Origin of the sequence: Paraferrimonas sedimenticola, assembly GCF_002282855.1 — a bacterium.
GTDB classification, from domain to species: Bacteria; Pseudomonadota; Gammaproteobacteria; order Enterobacterales; family Shewanellaceae; genus Paraferrimonas; species Paraferrimonas sedimenticola.
In genome coordinates this window covers 616,611-634,658 of the sequence record NZ_NRIR01000001.1, presented here as the reverse complement: position 1 = coordinate 634,658, position 18,048 = coordinate 616,611, and the positions used below count along the sequence as shown (strand labels likewise).

The 18,048-nt window shown below is 51.8% G+C and carries 14 protein-coding genes; 12 read left to right on the top strand and 2 right to left on the bottom strand.

Annotated features, from left to right (window positions below; all coding sequences use genetic code 11):
* Positions 1-201 precede the first annotated feature (201 nt).
* Both dnaK and dnaJ read left to right on the top strand, forming a co-directional pair.
* Entirely contained in the window at positions 202-2,127 is a 1,926-nt protein-coding gene (gene dnaK, locus CLC93_RS02695; protein WP_095504387.1) for a molecular chaperone DnaK, read from the top strand.
* A 214-nt stretch (positions 2,128-2,341) separates the two neighbouring features.
* Positions 2,342-3,463 (top strand): molecular chaperone DnaJ, encoded by a 1,122-nt coding sequence (gene dnaJ, locus CLC93_RS02690; protein WP_095504386.1) that lies wholly within the window; start codon positions 2,342-2,344, stop codon positions 3,461-3,463.
* A 132-nt stretch (positions 3,464-3,595) separates the two neighbouring features.
* Here the strand turns inward: dnaJ and CLC93_RS02685 are convergent, their stop codons facing one another.
* Positions 3,596-3,775, bottom strand: a complete 180-nt coding sequence (locus tag CLC93_RS02685; protein ID WP_095504385.1) for a hypothetical protein — start codon at positions 3,773-3,775, stop codon at positions 3,596-3,598.
* A gap of 276 nt (positions 3,776-4,051) precedes the next feature.
* On the opposite strand from CLC93_RS02685, the gene pepT reads away from it, so the two are divergent.
* From pepT to CLC93_RS02645, 8 genes are all read left to right on the top strand, one after another.
* Positions 4,052-5,275 carry a peptidase T gene (gene pepT / locus CLC93_RS02680; RefSeq protein WP_095504384.1) on the top strand — a complete coding sequence of 408 codons (1,224 nt, stop codon included), beginning with the start codon at positions 4,052-4,054 and terminating at the stop codon, positions 5,273-5,275.
* A gap of 188 nt (positions 5,276-5,463) precedes the next feature.
* Complete coding sequence (locus CLC93_RS02675; RefSeq protein WP_095504383.1) at positions 5,464-6,264, top strand: M48 family metallopeptidase; 801 nt, start codon at positions 5,464-5,466, stop codon at positions 6,262-6,264.
* 111 nt (positions 6,265-6,375) lie between these two features.
* Positions 6,376-6,993 (top strand): BamJ family beta-barrel-assembly machinery protein, encoded by a 618-nt coding sequence (gene bamJ, locus CLC93_RS02670; protein WP_095504382.1) that lies wholly within the window; start codon positions 6,376-6,378, stop codon positions 6,991-6,993.
* Positions 6,994-7,068: 75 nt separating this feature from the next.
* The gene (dapB, locus tag CLC93_RS02665) at positions 7,069-7,890 is read left to right on the top strand and encodes a 4-hydroxy-tetrahydrodipicolinate reductase (RefSeq protein WP_095504381.1); all 822 of its coding nucleotides are present in this window, start codon (positions 7,069-7,071) and stop codon (positions 7,888-7,890) included.
* A gap of 186 nt (positions 7,891-8,076) precedes the next feature.
* The gene (carA, locus tag CLC93_RS02660; RefSeq protein ID WP_095504380.1) at positions 8,077-9,222 is read left to right on the top strand and encodes a glutamine-hydrolyzing carbamoyl-phosphate synthase small subunit; all 1,146 of its coding nucleotides are present in this window, start codon (positions 8,077-8,079) and stop codon (positions 9,220-9,222) included.
* Between the two features lie 19 nt (positions 9,223-9,241).
* The gene (gene carB / locus CLC93_RS02655; protein ID WP_095504379.1) at positions 9,242-12,454 is read left to right on the top strand and encodes a carbamoyl-phosphate synthase large subunit; all 3,213 of its coding nucleotides are present in this window, start codon (positions 9,242-9,244) and stop codon (positions 12,452-12,454) included.
* Positions 12,455-13,159: 705 nt separating this feature from the next.
* Positions 13,160-13,639, top strand: a complete 480-nt coding sequence (greA, locus tag CLC93_RS02650; protein ID WP_281254650.1) for a transcription elongation factor GreA — start codon at positions 13,160-13,162, stop codon at positions 13,637-13,639.
* A gap of 84 nt (positions 13,640-13,723) precedes the next feature.
* The gene (locus tag CLC93_RS02645) at positions 13,724-14,749 is read left to right on the top strand and encodes a TRM11 family SAM-dependent methyltransferase (RefSeq protein WP_095504377.1); all 1,026 of its coding nucleotides are present in this window, start codon (positions 13,724-13,726) and stop codon (positions 14,747-14,749) included.
* Positions 14,750-14,870: 121 nt separating this feature from the next.
* Here the strand turns inward: CLC93_RS02645 and yhbY are convergent, their stop codons facing one another.
* On the bottom strand, positions 14,871-15,167 hold the full coding sequence (yhbY, locus tag CLC93_RS02640; protein WP_095504376.1) for a ribosome assembly RNA-binding protein YhbY: 297 nt from the start codon (positions 15,165-15,167) through the stop codon (positions 14,871-14,873).
* Positions 15,168-15,259: 92 nt separating this feature from the next.
* Here yhbY and rlmE point away from each other — a divergent pair, with 92 nt between their 5' ends.
* Together rlmE and ftsH are read left to right on the top strand one after the other, a co-directional pair.
* Complete coding sequence (rlmE, locus tag CLC93_RS02635; protein ID WP_095504375.1) at positions 15,260-15,892, top strand: 23S rRNA (uridine(2552)-2'-O)-methyltransferase RlmE; 633 nt, start codon at positions 15,260-15,262, stop codon at positions 15,890-15,892.
* 48 nt (positions 15,893-15,940) lie between these two features.
* Entirely contained in the window at positions 15,941-17,911 is a 1,971-nt protein-coding gene (gene ftsH, locus CLC93_RS02630; protein WP_095504374.1) for an ATP-dependent zinc metalloprotease FtsH, read from the top strand.
* Positions 17,912-18,048 lie beyond the last annotated feature (137 nt).

The following is an 18,048-nucleotide window of genomic DNA, read 5'->3' as shown; positions in this document are numbered from 1 at the left end:
TATGGCTTAACAAAAAAAAATACAAAAAAGTTTTGGTTTAACCCTTGGAATACAATTTCACGCCCCTATATAGCTTGTAACCGGATTTTGCGGGATAGGGCATGCGCCCTTGAAAAGCGTCAAGGCGCCCCCATATCCCTTACTAACACAGAGATATTTGGTTGGAGAGAGACTTCAACCGCAGTATTTGGAGACACCGTCATGGGTAAAATTATTGGTATTGACTTGGGTACAACTAACTCTTGTATCTCAATCTTAGATGGCGACATGCCAAAGGTAATCGAGAACGCTGAGGGCGATCGTACTACCCCTTCTATCATTGCTTACACCGATGACGAGATCTTGGTAGGCCAGCCTGCGAAGCGTCAAGCGGTTACCAACCCACACAACACTGTATTTGCTATCAAGCGTCTGATTGGCCGTCGTTTCAAAGACGACGAAGTTCAGCGTGACGTTGATATCATGCCGTTCAAAATCATCGAAGCTGACAACGGCGACGCTTGGGTAGAAGCCCAAGGCAAGAAAATGGCGCCACCGCAAATTTCTGCCGAAATTCTGAAAAAGATGAAGAAAACCGCCGAAGACTACTTGGGCGAAGAAGTATCAGCAGCAGTTATTACTGTTCCTGCGTACTTTAACGATTCACAGCGTCAAGCAACCAAAGACGCTGGCCGCATCGCCGGTCTAGAAGTTAAGCGTATCATCAACGAGCCAACGGCTGCGGCACTGGCCTACGGTCTGGACAAGAAGACTGGTGAGAACATCGTTGCGGTATACGACCTAGGTGGTGGTACTTTCGATATCTCTATCATCGAGATGGACAACGTAGACGGCGAGCAAACTTTTGAAGTTCTAGCGACCAACGGCGACACTCACTTGGGTGGTGAAGACTTTGACAACCGTCTGATTAACTACCTGGTAGACGAGTTCAAGAAAGACCAAAGCATCGACCTGCGCAACGACCCGTTGGCTATGCAGCGTCTGAAAGAAGCGGCTGAGAAAGCGAAAATTGAACTGTCTTCAGCAGTTCAAACCGAAGTTAACCTGCCGTACATCACTGCAGACGCTACTGGTCCTAAGCACTTGGTAGTTAAAGTGACTCGCGCCAAGCTGGAATCTTTGGTTGAAGATTTGATTGTTCGCTCTCTAGAGCCGTTGAAAGTGGCTCTGGCCGACGCAGACCTGTCTGTATCTGACATCAACGACGTAATCTTGGTGGGCGGTCAAACCCGTATGCCTAAGGTTCAAGAAGCGGTTTCTGGCTTCTTTGGTAAAGAGCCTCGTAAAGACGTTAACCCTGACGAAGCAGTTGCCATGGGTGCTGCGGTTCAAGGTGGCGTACTGTCGGGTGATGTGAAAGACGTACTTCTACTGGACGTGACTCCTCTGTCTCTGGGTATTGAGACCATGGGTGGCGTGATGACCAAGGTTGTAGAGAAGAACACCACTATCCCAACTAAGGGTAGCCAAATCTTCTCAACTGCAGAAGACAACCAAAACGCAGTAACCATTCACGTACTGCAAGGTGAGCGTAAGCGCGCTGGCGAGAACAAGTCTCTAGGTCAATTCAACCTAGAAGGCATTCAGCCTGCACCACGCGGCATGCCACAAATCGAAGTGAGCTTCGACCTAGATGCCGACGGTATTCTGCACGTGTCTGCTAAAGACAAGAACACTGGTAAAGAGCAGAAGATCACCATTAAAGCGAACTCTGGTCTGTCGGACGAAGAGATCGAAGCAATGGTACGCGACGCCGAAGCCAACGCTGAGGAAGATGCCAAGTTTGAAGAGCTAGTACAGGCTCGCAACCAAGCTGACGGTCTGGTTCACGCCACTGCCAAGCAGGTTGAAGAAGCGGGTGACGAGCTACCAGCAGAAGACAAGGCTAAGATCGAAGAAGCTTCTAAAGCTGTTGAAGAAGCGGTTAAAGGCGACGACAAAGAAGCGATTGAAGCGGCTAGCCAGAAGCTAATCGAAGCCAGCGCCAAGCTGATGGAAATTGCTCAGGCGAAAGCACAACAAGCTCAAGGTGGTGCCGAAGGCCAGCCTCAGGGCGGTGCCCAGCAACAGCCTGCTGACGACGTTGTCGACGCTGAGTTCGAAGAAGTGAAAGACGACAAAAAATAATCGTAACTAACTGATTATTTTAGAAGGCGGGCGTATGAGGAAACTCATATGCCCGTTTGTACTCCTACCGTCATTCCCGCGAAAGCGGGAATCTAGCGAATTGCCGGTAGCGAAAGGGTAGATCCCCAGTCGAGCTGAGGATGACGCCTTGGGAATTAGCTGAGGATGACGCCTTGGGGATGACCCAAGGACGACAACTAAACAAGCGAAGAATATGTCGAAACGAGATTATTACGAAGTCCTAGGTGTTGGCCGCGATGCCAGCGAAAGGGAAATCAAGAAAGCCTACAAAAAGTTGGCGATGAAGTTTCACCCGGACCGCAATCCAGGTGACGAGTCTGCGGCTACCTCATTTAAGGAAGCCAAAGAAGCTTACGAGATCCTAACCGACGCTGATAAGAAAGCAGCGTACGACCAGTTTGGTCACGCCGGTGTAGATCCCAACCGCGGCCCAGGCGGCGGTGCTGGCGACTTTGGCGACATCTTTGGCGACGTGTTTGGCGATATCTTTGGCGGCGGTCGTCGCGGCGGTGGCCGTCAGGCACAGCGCGGTGCGGATCTTCGCTACAACCTTGAGTTAAGCCTTGAGCAAGCGGTTGCCGGTGTTACGCGCGAAATTCGCATTCCGACCCTGACCGAGTGTGAAGTGTGTGATGGTACTGGTGCCAAGAAAGGTACCGACGTCGAGACCTGTGGCACCTGTCATGGTAGCGGTCAGGTGCAGATGCGCCAGGGCTTCTTTGCGGTCCAGCAAACCTGTCCTACCTGTAACGGTCGCGGCAAGATCATCAAAGACCCATGCTCTAAGTGTCATGGCCATGGTCGCTACGAAAAATCTAAGACTCTGTCTGTGAAGATCCCAGCCGGTGTTGATACTGGCGATCGCGTTCGTCTATCTGGCGAAGGTGAAGCGGGTGAGTACGGAGCGCCAGCGGGCGACTTGTACGTACAAGTGCACGTGCAAGAGCATCCAATCTTTGAGCGTGACGGTAACAACTTGTACTGCGAAGTGCCAATTAGCTTCACCAACGCCGCCCTTGGCGGTGAGATTGAAGTACCGACTTTGGACGGCAAGGTTAAGCTTAAGATCCCAACCGAAACTCAGACCGGTCGTATGTTCCGCATGCGCGGTAAAGGGGTTAAGTCGGTTCGCAGCCACGCCGTGGGTGACTTGATCTGTAAGGTACTGATCGAGACTCCGGTGAAACTGACCGACAAGCAAAAAGAACTGCTCGAAGAGTTTGAAGCTAGCTTGAATGGCGGTAAGCACACCCATCGTCCAAAAGCTGAAGGCTTTTTCGATGGTGTGAAGAAGTTCTTTGAGGACTTGAAGTAGTCCTGCCGCTCGTGATTCCCACGAAAGTGGGAATCCAGCCAACAGCAAAAAGGCGCTCCCATTTTTGGTAAGCGCCTTTTTTGTGTCTGGAAATTAGGTCTACTGAGTATATGTGTCGGTTGCGACTAGCCATCACCAAGTATCAAACGGTGTCTTTTGATCAAACTTGCGCATTCGCATCGGGCACGCGCGACCTTCTCGTTGAGCTTTTTCGATCAAGCTCGCCTTGTAGTCAATCCATACAGCTATGCCAAAGCTGGCCGCAATAAAGATGCCGCCGATAGCCAATATGTAGTGCCATGGATGTTCCATTAGTTACCTCTAAAGTAATAGCTGGCCATAATGCGCGAAATTCACCCAAAAATCCAGAATTATTATTCCTTTCTAGTATCGTCATCCTCAGCTCGACTGGGGATCCACCTATTTCCACTAGCGATTAGTTGATTTCCAGTTACCCGTTTCCAACGGGATGACCGAGTTGTGCCACCAAGCTCCGACCAGCACACACCAAAGCTTTGATCTATCACCCAGTAAAGCCAACCTCAGTTCGCCATAATGCCCAGCACAAGCAATTAACCAAGGGCTAGCATGCGCCAACAACTATTAGAACGCTTACTTCGCTACGTATCTTTTGACACCCAAGCCGATGCCGCTATCGACACTTGTCCATCAACACCGGGCCAACTGGTTTTGGCCAAGCAGCTTAAACAAGAACTGATTGAACTGGGTTTGAGTGATGTATCCCTTGATGACAATGGCTATTTGATGGCCCGCTTACCGAGCAATGTCAGCCACACAGTGCCGGCGATTGGTTTCATCGCTCACATGGATACCGCCATGGATGCTTCCGGCGCCAACGTTAAACCGCAACTGGTTGAAGACTACGACGGCGGCGATATCGCACTTGGCGACAGCGGCGAGGTGTTGACCCCAAGCCAGTATCCAGAGCTAAGCCGCTTAATTGGCAACACGCTTATCACCACTGACGGCACCACACTGCTAGGTGCTGACAACAAAGCCGGTATTGCTGAGATCCTAACCGCTGTGGCCGAGCTGGTGGCTAACCCTGACATCCCACACGGTGACATTTGCATTGGCTTTACCCCTGATGAAGAGATTGGACGCGGTGCACACAAATTTGATGTGGATAAGTTTGGTGCTCAGTGGGCCTACACCATTGACGGCGGGCAACTTGGTGAACTTGAGTACGAGAACTTTAATGCATCCAGTGCTGTGGTGACTTGTCACGGTGTGTCGGTTCACCCCGGCACTGCGAAGAACAAACTGGTGAATTCGATGAACTTGGCGGCGCGCCTGCAAGCCATGATGCCAACCACAGAAACCCCAGAAACCACCGAAGGCTATGAAGGCTTTTATCACTTGGCGAGTATGAAACCGTCGATTGCCAAGACCGAGATGCACTACATTTTGCGCGACTTTGACTCGGATGGCATGGCCCGTCGCAAAGCCTTTATGAAAGAAAAGGTCGCTCAGCTTAATCAGCAATTGAGCGGCGGTTCGGTGTCGCTGGAGATCACCGACTCCTACTTCAACATGAAAGCCATGGTGGAACCGCATCAGCAGATCATCGACATCGCCAAGCGAGCCATGCAAAACCTAAACATTGAGCCGTTAATCAAGCCTATTCGCGGCGGTACCGATGGCGCTCAGCTGTCGTTCAAAGGTTTACCGTGCCCAAATATTTTCACCGGTGGTTACAACTTCCACGGTATTCACGAGTACGCCAGTTTGGACCAGATGGAGTTGGCGGCGAAGACAATTGTGGAGATTTGTCGTTTGACGGCGGAGTAGGGATAGCGGGCTTCTGTCATTCCCACACTTCTTCAGTCATTCCCACGAAAGTGGGAATCTAGCCAAGTGCTATTAGCCAGTGGTTAGATTCCCGTTTCCACGGGAATGACAAGCGCCACGCTTGAATTGCATCAGCCACAGTGCCAAAATTTGACTAGATGTAAACATTTAGTAAAAGGATTTTTGGCATGCGAATTAAGCTGTTAGCGCTAGCACTGGGAGCCAGCATGGCTCTGAGTAGTTGTGCCACTCACACATCGCCTACCGGGCGTGGTCAGATGTTGCTTTTTTCTGAGGCACAAATGAACCAAATGGGCGAGCAGTCCTTTGAGCAAATCAAGAAGCAAGAAAAAGTCAGTACCGACCCCAAAGCCACCGCTTACGTTAACTGTATCGCCAACGCCATCATTAAAGAGCTGCCGACTCAGCAGCAGTGGGAAACTGTCACTTTCGACTCAGAGCAGTTAAATGCCTTTGCGCTGCCAGGCGGCCATATTGGTGTTTACACCGGCTTGATGAAAGCGGCCACTAATCAACATCAGCTAGCGGCGGTTATTGGTCACGAGATTGGCCATGTACTGGCGCGCCACGGCAATGAGCAAGTCTCCCGCGGCCAACTGTCTAGTGCGGGCCTGCAAATCGCTAATATCGCCCTGCAAGGCCAAACACCGGTTGAGCGCGAAATGGCAATGACGGCCTTAGGCGCCGGTTTACAACTGGGCCTAATGCTGCCATTTAGCCGCGCCCAAGAAACCGAGTCCGATGAAATCGGTGCCGAGCTAATGGCGCGCGCGGGCTTTAACCCAGCAGAAGCCATTACTCTGTGGGAGAACATGGGCAAGCTAAGTGGCGGTGCGCCACCAGAACTGTTATCGACTCACCCATCGAGCTCGACCCGCATTCAAGACCTTCGTAATCTGCAAGCAAAAGTGCAGCCCATTTACGAAAGTGCGCGAGCCGCGGGTAAGCGTCCAAACTGCAAAATCTAGCTGAGCAAAAATCAATTCAGCAATGTGCAAATTAGTGTGTTCAAGGGGCAGATATTGGCCCCTTTTTCATGCTACAATCCGTCGGATTTTTCTAATAACTGAGTGACTCAAATGTCCGACACTTTCAACACTGTAGAAAAGCAGGCCAGCTACGGCATCGGTTTGCAACTAGGCGAGCAACTGGCCGCTAACTCTTTCGAAGGCATCTCTATCAGCGCAGTTCAGCAAGGTCTTGCTGACGCATTCCGCGGCGACGAAATGCAAGTAAGCGAAGACGACCTTCGCCAAGCATTCACCGTAATCGGCGAGCGCATCCAAAAAGTTAAAGCTGAAGAAGCTAAGCTAGCCGCTGCTGAAGGCGAAGCTTTCCTAGCCGAAAACGCAAAAGCTGAAGGCGTTGTGACTCTTGAGTCTGGTCTGCAGTACCAAATCATCACCGAAGGTACTGGCGACAAGCCAACCGTAGATTCAACCGTTAGCTGTCACTACCACGGCTCACTGACCAGCGGCGAAGTATTCGATTCTTCGGTACAGCGCGGCCAACCAGCTGAGTTCCCAGTAGGCGGCGTTATCGCTGGCTGGACTGAAGCTCTGCAGCTGATGTCAGTAGGTTCTAAGTGGAAGCTGTTTATTCCACACAACTTGGCATACGGCGAGCGCGGCGCGGGCGGTGCGATTCCTCCATATGCGGCGTTGGTATTCGAAGTCGAATTGCTAGACATCGTTTAAATAATTAAGGCGGGACACCCCGCCTTTTTGTTGCGCACAATAAAATAAACAAGACACAGGAACCGAAAAACAAAGATGACCCAGACAAACAGCATTAAGCTTGCAATCGCCGGTGCAACCGGTCGCATGGGCAAAGTGCTTATTGAAGCGGCCCATAACCACCCACAAATTCAGCTAATTGCTGCCAGCGTTCGTCCGGGCTCAAGCCTAACTGGCGCCGATGCCGGAGAGCTTGCTGGAATTGGAAAACTGGGTGTGACGCTGGTCGATGATTTGTCTCAGTCGGATTTCGATGTTCTCGTGGATTTCACCAGCCCAGAGTCTTGCTTAGAGCTGCTGAGTTGGTGTGCGGCGCACAACAAAGCCATGGTGATTGGCACCACGGGCTTTAGTGATGAGCAGCTGCAAGCACTTGAGCAACATGCACAAAATACCAAGGTGGTATTCGCGCCAAATATGTCGGTTGGGGTTAATCTAATGTGGAAACTGCTGGAGGTGGCCAGCGAGGTCATTGGCGAGCAGTGCGACATTGAAATTCAAGAAACCCATCACCGCTTCAAAAAGGACGCACCAAGCGGGACTGCGCTTAAAATGGGCGAAGTAATCGCTGCTAAACTTGGTCGTAATTTGGCGGACGTGGCGATATACGGCCGCGAAGGTATGACCGGCGAGCGCGACCCGAACACCATTGGGTTTGCGACCACTCGCGCGGGTGACGTCATTGGCGATCACACCGCATTATTTGCAGATATTGGCGAGCGACTGGAGATCACTCACAAGTCGTCGAGCCGAATGACCTATGCCAACGGCGCGATGCGCGCCTCTGTTTGGCTGGTCAATCAACCCAACGGCCTGTACGACATGCAGCAGGTATTGGGGTTAAACACAGAAAAATAGCCGTTTGAAAGTATTTTGTTGACCAAAGCCTAAATTTGGTTAGACAAGGTGACATTATACGGCTAGAATGCGCGGAATTTGCCTATGAAACGGGCACTGCTAACGCTTTGCAATAAAGCAAGTGCTTTGCAAATTGCGCGCAGATAATACGAAAAAATTTGGTGGCTTAATAATTCGGAGGTTGCGTTGAGTAACTCAGCAATTCTGGTCTTAGAAGACGGCACAGTATTTAAGGGCGTTTCCATTGGCGCTAACGGTACTGCAGTTGGTGAAGTGGTTTTCAATACATCCATGACTGGATACCAAGAAATCCTCACTGATCCTTCCTATTCTCGTCAAATGGTCACATTGACCTATCCCCACATTGGTAACACCGGCACCAACGCCGAAGACACCGAATCTGCTGATATTCATGCTTGTGGCCTAATCATTCGCGATTTACCACTTTTAGCCAGCAACTTCCGCAACCAACAATCCCTTGACCAGTACTTGTCTAGCAACGGCGTAGTTGGCATTGCCGACATCGATACCCGTAAGCTAACTCGCATTCTGCGCGAGAAGGGCGCCCAAGCCGGTTGCATCATCGCAGGTGTAGAACCTGACGCTGAACAGGCGCTAGAGCAAGCCAAAGCCTTCCCGGGCCTGAAGGGCATGGACTTGGCCAAAGAAGTCACCACCAAACAAACTCACCCATGGCGCCAAGGCAGCTGGGAACTCGTTGGCGGGCTGCCAGGCGATAAAGCTGAAGACGAGCTGAAGTTCAAAGTGGTTGCTTATGACTACGGCGTTAAACGCAACATTTTGCGCATGCTAGTTGACCGCGGTTGCGATGTGACAGTGGTTCCAGCGCAAACCCCAGCTAGCGAAGTGCTGGCGATGAACCCAGATGGCATCTTCCTATCAAACGGCCCAGGTGACCCAGAGCCGTGTGACTACGCCATCAAGGCCATCCAAGAAATTCTACAAACCGAAATTCCTGTATTCGGCATTTGCCTAGGCCACCAGTTACTGGCACTGGCCTCAGGCGCGCAAACCGAAAAAATGAAGTTCGGCCACCACGGTGCTAACCACCCAGTGTCTGACATGGACAAGGGTACCGTGATGATCACCAGCCAAAACCACGGTTTTGCAGTGAAAGAAGACAGCTTGCCAAGCACGCTGCGCGCCACCCACAAGTCACTGTTCGACGGTTCGCTACAAGGCATCCATCGCACTGACAAGCCGGCCTTTAGCTTCCAGGGGCACCCTGAAGCCAGCCCAGGTCCGCACGACGCCGCGCCGCTGTTCGATCATTTCATCGAACTGATTCAAGAATACAAAGCCGCTCAATAAGCTAGGAGAAGAAGCGACAATGCCAAAACGTAATGACATTAACACCATTCTTATCCTAGGCGCCGGTCCAATTGTGATTGGTCAGGCGTGTGAGTTTGACTACTCAGGTGCACAAGCGTGTAAAGCCCTTCGCGAAGAAGGCTACCGCGTGGTATTGGTGAACTCTAACCCAGCCACCATTATGACCGACCCAGAAATGGCCGATGCCACATACATCGAGCCAATCCACTGGGAAGTAGTGCGCAAGATCATCGAAAAAGAACGCCCAGATGCGATTCTGCCTACCATGGGTGGCCAAACCGCGCTGAACTGTGCGTTAGAGCTTGAGCAAAAAGGCGTACTAGAAGAGTTCAACGTTGAGATGATTGGTGCGACTGCTGACGCCATCGACAAAGCCGAAGACCGCGCCCGTTTTGACGTGGCCATGAAGAAAATCGGCCTTGAGTGTCCTCGCGCAGGCATCGCTCACTCAATGGAAGAAGCTTACGGCGTACTCGACCAAGTGGGCTTCCCATGTATCATCCGTCCTTCGTTCACCATGGGTGGCTCAGGCGGTGGTATCGCTTACAACAAAGAAGAATTTGAAGAGATTTGTTCTCGCGGTTTGGACTTATCACCAACCAACGAGCTATTGATTGACGAATCTCTAATTGGTTGGAAAGAGTACGAAATGGAAGTGGTTCGCGACCGTGCGGACAACTGCATCATAGTTTGTGCGATTGAGAACTTCGACCCTATGGGCGTTCACACCGGTGACTCTATCACAGTGGCTCCAGCACAAACCCTGACCGACAAAGAATACCAGCTGATGCGTAACGCCTCGATGGCGGTACTGCGCGAAATCGGCGTAGAAACTGGCGGTTCTAACGTACAGTTTGGTGTGAATCCGAAAGATGGCCGCATGGTTATCATCGAGATGAACCCACGTGTATCTCGCTCTTCAGCATTGGCCTCTAAAGCGACGGGTTTCCCAATCGCGAAAATCGCTGCCAAGCTCGCGGTAGGCTTTACCCTAGACGAGCTGATGAACGACATCACTGGCGGTCGCACTCCAGCGAGCTTCGAGCCCGCCATCGACTATGTAGTGACTAAGATCCCTCGCTTCAACTTTGAGAAGTTCGCCGGCTCTAACGACCGTCTGACCACTCAAATGAAGTCTGTAGGTGAGGTAATGGCCATTGGTCGTACCCTGCAAGAGTCTCTACAAAAAGCACTGCGCGGCCTAGAAGTAGGCATCGACGGTTTCGACCCAATTGTCGACCTTGAAGACGACGCTTCAATGGCGCGCATTCGCCACGAGCTAAAAGAGCCAGGTGCTGACCGTATCCTTTACATTGCTGATGCGTTCCGCTCAGGCATGTCAATGGAAGGCATCTTCAAGCTGACCAACATCGACCCTTGGTTCTTGGTGCAAATCGAAGACATCATTAAGAGCGAAGAAAACCTGAAAGAAGAAGGTTTTGCCGGTCTTAATGAAGATCTGCTGTACCGCTTGAAGCGCAAAGGCTTCTCTGACGCACGCATCTCAAAAGTACTGGGCACCTCAGAAGCCGAAGTACGCAAGTTACGTCAACGCTACGACATCTTCCCTGTGTACAAGCGCGTGGATACCTGTGCGGCCGAGTTCGCCACCGACACCGCCTACATGTACTCAACCTATGAAGAAGAGTGCGAAGCCAACCCATCAGACAAAGACAAGATCATTGTTCTAGGTGGCGGCCCGAACCGTATCGGCCAAGGCATCGAGTTCGATTACTGCTGCGTGCACGCCGCCCTTGCGCTACGCGAAGACGGTTACGAGACCATCATGGTTAACTGTAACCCAGAGACAGTATCCACCGACTACGATACTTCTGACCGCTTGTACTTCGAGCCAGTAACCCTAGAAGACGTGCTAGAGATTGTTCGCGTAGAACAGCCAAAAGGCGTGATTGTTCACTACGGTGGCCAAACCCCGCTGAAACTGGCGCGCGAACTAGAGCAAGCTGGCGTACCAATTATCGGTACCAGCCCTGACGCCATCGACCGTGCCGAAGACCGCGAGCGCTTCCAGCACGCCGTTGACCGCTTAGGCCTGAAACAGCCACAAAACGATACAGTAACCACCGCCGAAGGCGCGGTACTGTCTGCCGAGCGCATCGGTTACCCACTGGTGGTACGTCCTTCGTACGTACTCGGTGGTCGTGCAATGGAAATCGTATACGACGAGAAAGACCTGCGCCGTTACTTCAACGAAGCCGTGTCTGTATCTAACGAAGCGCCAGTATTGTTAGACCGTTTCCTAGATGACGCGATTGAAGTTGATATCGACGCCATCTGCGACGGTGAAGATGTGGTCATCGGCGGTATCATGGAGCACATCGAGCAAGCCGGTGTTCACTCAGGTGACTCAGGTTGTTCACTACCTCCGTACTCTCTGTCGGCTGACGTTCAAGACCGCATGCGCGAGCAAGTACGCAAGCTAGCCCTTGAACTAGGTGTACGCGGCCTAATGAACACTCAGTTCGCGATTAAGGACGACGAGATTTACTTGATTGAGGTTAACCCTCGCGCTGCTCGTACCGTGCCTTTCGTATCGAAAGCCACAGGTATGCCAGTTGCCAAGGTTGCCGCTCGTGTCATGGCTGGCCAAACACTAGCAGAGCAAGGATTCCAAAAGGAAATTATCCCTAGCTACTACTCAGTGAAAGAAGTGGTACTACCGTTTAACAAGTTCCCTGGTGTTGACCCACTGCTTGGGCCAGAAATGCGCTCAACCGGTGAAGTGATGGGGGTTGGCGATACTTTTGCTGAAGCCTACGCCAAAGCCCAGCTGGGTGCGATTAAGGACGTGCCAAAGAACGGCCGTGCCCTAATCTCTGTGCGTAACTCAGACAAGAAGCGCGTTGCCGCCCTTGCCGAACAGCTAATCAAGCTAGGCTACGAAATCGATGCCACCCACGGCACCGCAGTCGTACTTGGCGAAGCTGGCATCAACCCACGCCTAGTGAACAAGGTACACGAAGGTCGTCCTCACATTCTTGACCGCATCAAGAACGACGAGTACAGCTACATCGTAAACACCACCGAAGGCCGTCAAGCCATCGAAGATTCACGCCAACTGCGTCGCGGCGCCCTGCGTTACAAGGTGAACTACACCACCACCATGAACGCCGCCTTCGCCACCTGTTTGGCCCACGCCGAAGACGACCGCGCAGTGGTCACTTCGGTACAAGAGCTGCACCAACGCTAATCGGCAGTAGCTCGTCGTTCCCGCTGTCGCGGGAACATCCTCTAAGGCGCCCTGCGGGCGCCTTTTTTGCATCTGGCGGTTGGGCGAATCCGAGAAGGGGGTGGCCGTCCACGTCGGGACACTTAAAACATCCCTGTGCGTTCGACGTTTGTTCCCTACAAACGACGCCCTCCTTTGGACGGCCACCCCCTTCTCGTCACCCAACCGCCAGATGCAAATAAGCCTAAAACCCGCAGGTAGCAGCCAAAGCAATGGAACCGGATGGTAAGTGGAGAGGGTGTAGGTTCATTCGAAGGAGGGCTTCAGGTCGTCGGGAACGACCTGAGAGCGCACATGGATGTCTAGAGCGTCCCGACGTGAATGAAGCTGCGCCCTCTACGCACTATCCGGTTCCGAGCTGCCAGTTGCTACCTGCGGGTTGCCAACCGCGCTCTGCCAACAGCTAACTGCGCTCTGTTCCCAGCGGGTTGCTAGCCCCTAATGGCGAGTGGCCAACCGCTATTTTCAGGTTGCTGGCAGCCAGTTGCGAGTTCCTTGACCTACTTCCGATCTCTATGGTCTACACTGAATTCTGGTGGAGTTTCTAGTGGCTGGGTGTTAATCTGTTCCTCAGCTTTAGCATCGATTTATCCAACCCAAATTTTTCGTTTCCGCTTTACTTCTGGTCAGGCGGCGGAATCGTATTCTGTATGGAGAAAAGAAAGAGTGAATAACCAAGTCCCTATGACAGCTCGTGGCGCCGAGATTTTGCGTGAAGAGCTAGAAGTGCTTAAACATGAGCGTCGTCCGGCGATCTCTAATGCGATTGCAGAAGCTCGCGAGCTTGGCGATTTGAAAGAGAATGCGGAATATCACGCTGCTCGTGAAGAGCAGGGTCTTTGTGAAGCGCGCATTCGCGATATCGAAGGTAAACTGTCGAACGCTCAGATCATTGATGTAACCAAGATGCCGAACACGGGTCGTGTGATTTTTGGTACTACTGTGACCATTTTGAACTTGGACAGCGACGAAGAAGTGACTTATCGCATCGTGGGTGACGACGAGGCGGATATCAAAGCTAACCTGATTTCGGTTAACTCGCCTATCGCTCGTGGTTTGATTGGTAAGAATTTGGATGACGAAGTGACCATCAACACCCCTGGTGGTGAGACTGACTTTGAAATCACCGCGGTTGAGTATCTGTAACTCGGCGCTTGTGGGGAGCGGCTAGCTCCCCAGCAATTCTTCTGTTAACTCGTAATCAACCTAATTCGCATCGAATAATCGCTTATGCCTCGTTACGTTATGTTGGCCAACCCGGGCCACAATCGCATCTACTTTGAATCTTCCCAACTGATTGCTCAATCTGAGCTAAAAGCTTTGGCTCATGCTCACAGCGTTGAGTTGGAGTTTGAAGAAGACACTGTCGATGGTCTGCCACCGCATTTGTGCTTCATGGCAACTCAGCCATTAAGTGATGAACAAGCACAGGCCTTGGCGGCATCGTCGATGTTTTACGCTTTGTTCGAAGTAAAACAGGGCGACTTGTTGGCGCCTATGGCGGTGCAACCTGGGTTTACTTTCCCTGAGTCTATGGTGCAGATCCTGCGCTACACGGGTAAAACTAACGAGCAGTTCACTCGCATGATGGTCAATCTGGCGATTGCCGCGAGCAATACTGGCAGCGAGCGTCCGACTCTGCTGGACCCTATGTGCGGCAAAGGCACTAGCTTGTACGAAGGCCTGATTCGCGGCTTTAACGTCAACGGCGTTGAGATTAACAGTAAGTGGGTCGAAGAGACTCGCGCTTATCTGCTTAATTTCATGAAGAAAGGGCGCTACAAGCACAAGGGCCACAAAGAGCGTCGCAATATTAGCGGCAGCAAAAAAGCCGCTAGCGTATTTGTGCTCGATTGCGCCCACAGCAAAGAGGCGTTTAAGCAGCCGCAAAAACTGCAGCTGTTTGACGGTGACACCCGCTTATCCATGCACATGGTCAAAAAGCGCTCCTGCGACATGCTGGTCACGGACTTGCCCTATGGCGTGCAGCACGGTGCTAAGCAAGCGGCAGACACCAAGCTCGAGCGCAGCCCAGAGCGCTTGTTAGCCGACTCGCTACCGGCTTGGAAGCAATTGCTAAAAAGCGGTGCCTCCCTGGTTATCTCGTTTAACGAGTTCACTCTAAAGTGGCAAACGGCGGCTGAATGTTTGAAAGCTGAGGGCTTTGAGGTACTCGAAGAGCCGCCGTTTGTGGGTTATTCCCACCGAGTGGACCAGTCGATTAAGCGAGATTTAATTGTTGCTCGTAAGCCTTAAGCCATACTTAACTTCTAACCGTTAAAGAAGGGACCATCAGGTCCCTTCTTTAACGGTCGCTTCGGCTGTTGCTGTGCTTGAGGCTTTTGCTGCGCTAACGACAAAAACCAGTGCAAACAGCTTAAGCGCGAGGCAATTCGATCTTAGCGTCTTCGCTTTGACGGTACAGTACCAAAATATGGCCTATGGTCTGTACTTTAACTGCTGAAGTTTCGCGAACAATGGCATCGATTACCATTGCCTTCATTTCGCGGTCTTCGCTGGCGACTTTCACCTTGATTAGCTCGTGGTGGTCCAGTGCCAGATTGATTTCGGCCAATACGCCTTCGGTTAGGCCGTTGGCGCCTAGCAGTACGACAGGCTTAAGGCTGTGAGCCAAACCTTTTAGGTGCTGCTTTTGTTTATTGGATAGATTCATAATGTCCAACTTTAGCGGATTGGGGGTTGAAAGGGCGATAGTTTACCCCCATATCCTTTCCGGTAGAACTGTTATTTATAAAGTAGGGACCCATGTCGGGCAATAAAAACCGCAGCGTAAGCTCAAAACGTTGGCTCAAAGAGCATTTTGACGACAAATACGTGAAAGAAGCGCAAAAACAAGGGCTACGTTCTCGCGCGGTATTCAAGCTAGATGAAATTCAAGCCAAAGATAAGCTGATCCGAGACGGCATGACCGTCGTTGATCTAGGAGCGGCACCTGGTGGTTGGTCGCAACTGGCAACTAAGCTGGTTGGCGAGAGCGGTCAGGTCATCGCCTGTGACATTTTGCCAATGGACCCGATTGCCGGAGTGGATTTTCTGCAAGGGGACTTTCGCGAAGAGTCGGTGCTTAACGCACTGCTTGAGCGGGTTGGCGATGACAAGGTTGATGTGGTGCTGAGCGATATGGCGCCAAACATGAGTGGTAACGGCGCTGTGGATCAGCCGCGAGCCATGTATTTGGTGGAGTTGGCACTGGACATGTGTCACAGCGTACTGGCACCAAATGGAAGTTTTGCGGTCAAAGTATTTCAGGGAGAAGGCTTTGATCAGTACATGAAGGACATCCGTAAGGCTTTTAAAGTGGTGAAAACCCGCAAGCCCGACAGCTCAAGAGCGCGTTCACGCGAAGTGTTCGTAGTAGCTACCGGATATAAGTTGTAGTAACCTTTTAGGTTAGAGCCTTAAGGACTAAATAGAGGTCTGTAAATTTTGAGCGATATGGCGAAAAATCTCATTTTATGGGTAGTGATTGCGGTCGTGTTAATGTCTGTGTTTAACGGATATTCTCCAAACAACACGACAGGAACAAAGATGGATTACACCCAGTTCCTAGCCGCGGTTGAATCGGGTCAGGTGACTAGTGTGGTGGTCGAAGAAGATCAACGCACCATCACGGGTACCCGTCGCAGTGGTGAAAACTTCACCACAGTCATGCCTATTCCGGATCTGGACTTAATCAATGACCTCAAGCGCGCCAACGTGGCGGTGACAGGTAAAGTGCCAGAAGAGTCGGGTTTCCTAACTCAAATCTTCATCTCATGGTTCCCCATGCTGTTGCTTATCGGCGTGTGGATCTTCTTCATGCGTCAGATGCAAGGCGGTGGCGGCAAAGGCGCCATGTCCTTTGGTAAGTCCAAAGCGCGCCTGATGGGTGAAGACCAAATCAAAACTACGTTCGCTGACGTGGCTGGCTGTGATGAAGCCAAAGAAGAAGTTGGCGAACTGGTGGACTACCTGCGCGACCCCACCAAGTTCCAGAAACTGGGCGGACGCATTCCAACCGGTGTGTTGATGGTAGGTCCTCCGGGTACGGGTAAAACTTTGCTGGCAAAAGCGATTGCCGGTGAAGCCAAAGTACCTTTCTTTACCATTTCAGGTTCTGACTTTGTTGAAATGTTCGTGGGTGTGGGTGCATCGCGTGTGCGTGATATGTTCGAGCAAGCCAAAAAGTCAGCCCCTTGTATTATCTTCATCGATGAAATCGATGCGGTAGGTCGTCAGCGTGGTGCTGGTCTTGGCGGTGGTCACGACGAGCGCGAGCAAACCTTGAACCAAATGCTGGTTGAAATGGACGGCTTTGACGGCAACGAAGGTATCATCGTAATTGCGGCAACTAACCGTCCAGACGTACTCGACCCAGCGCTTCTGCGTCCTGGTCGTTTCGACCGTCAGGTTGTGGTTGGCTTGCCAGACGTTCGCGGTCGCGAGCAAATTCTTAAAGTACACATGCGCAAAGTGCCAATCGCTGATGATGTGAAGGCCAGCCTGATTGCTCGTGGTACTCCTGGTTTCTCTGGTGCTGACTTGGCCAACTTGGTCAACGAAGCTGCCTTGTTTGCCGCGCGTAACTCTAAGCGCCTAGTCGGCATGGAAGAGTTTGAGAAAGCCAAAGATAAAATCATGATGGGTGCTGAGCGCCGCTCTATGGTGATGAGCGAGTCCGAGAAAGAAATGACCGCCTATCACGAGGCGGGCCACGCGATCGTTGGTCGCATGGTGCCTGAGCACGACCCTGTCTACAAAGTGTCTATCATTCCACGTGGGCGCGCCTTGGGTGTGACCATGTACTTGCCAGAGCAAGACCGTGTTAGCCACTCTAAGCAGCACCTAGAGAGCATGATTTCTAGCTTGTTTGGTGGGCGTATCGCCGAAGAGATTATCTTTGGTCGCGAGAAAGTTACCACGGGTGCTTCTAACGACATTGAACGCGCAACTGATATTGCCCGAAAGATGGTAACCCAATGGGGTCTGTCTGAGAAACTAGGGCCTATGTTGTACGCCGAAGAAGACGGTGAAGTCTTCTTGGGTCGCTCTATGGCCAAAGCCTCGCACATGTCCGATGACACCGCGCGTTTGATTGACCAAGAAATCAAGCAGCTTATCGATGCCAACTACGATCGCGCCGAGCAGATCCTGAAAGACAACATGGACATTCTGCATTCGATGAAAGACGCGCTGATGAAGTACGAAACCATCGATGCCGCTCAGATTGACGACTTGATGGCCCGTAAAGAGCCGCGTCCGCCAGCAGATTGGACCGACGCCGATGACAGCAACGACAAGAACTCAGGCCAGCCAGAAGTGGTTGAAGAGGAAGTCAAAGCGGATATCAGCGCCGAAGGGCAAGCGGCGTCTAAGGGCGATGAGCCTGGCGAGCCGGACCAAGCGCCGGTGAAGTAGGCGCTCCGAAAGCTCTGTCATTCCCGCGGAGGCGGGAATCTAGCCACTAGCAAAAGCCTCGCATTAGCGAGGCTTTCTGGTATTTGCGGCTCGATGGATTCCCTTTTTCAAGGGAATGACAAGCGCGGGTGCTTGGG